The organism is Exiguobacterium sp. s34, from assembly GCF_018617435.1.
GTDB classification, from domain to species: domain Bacteria; phylum Bacillota; class Bacilli; order Exiguobacteriales; family Exiguobacteriaceae; genus Exiguobacterium; species Exiguobacterium aestuarii.
The window spans coordinates 1-373 of the sequence record NZ_JACSKE010000020.1; the positions used below are offsets into that span (position 1 = coordinate 1).

Genomic DNA, 373 nt, shown 5'->3' on the forward strand with positions numbered 1-373 from the left:
ATCTAGCGTCTAAGACACACGGTCCATTATGGACCATATGTGAAATTGGTTTTTGATGTCTTGATGAATCTTCAGTTTTCAAGGAACAAAAGTGGAGCCTAGCGGGATCGAACCGCTGACCTCCTGCGTGCAAGGCAGGCGCTCTCCCAGCTGAGCTAAGGCCCCGTATTAGAATTGTTCATAAAAATGGTGGGCCTAAGTGGACTCGAACCACCGACCTCACGCTTATCAGGCGTGCGCTCTAACCGGCTGAGCTATAGGCCCTCATAGAGAGGTTTTGGTCTCTCAAAACTGAACGATGGGCAATGCCACATGGGCATTTTCCTTAGAAAGGAGGTGATCCAGCCGCACCTTCCGATACGGCTACCTTGTT

Annotated in this window: 2 tRNA genes; both read right to left on the reverse strand. The window is 50.1% G+C overall.

The annotated features are described in order from the left end of the window. Window positions 1-92: 92 nt before the first annotated feature. Window positions 93-165, reverse strand: a tRNA-Ala gene (locus KNO87_RS15380). A gap of 22 nt (window positions 166-187) precedes the next feature. Further along, window positions 188-264, reverse strand: a tRNA-Ile gene (locus KNO87_RS15385). Between the last annotated feature and the right edge of the window lie 109 nt (window positions 265-373).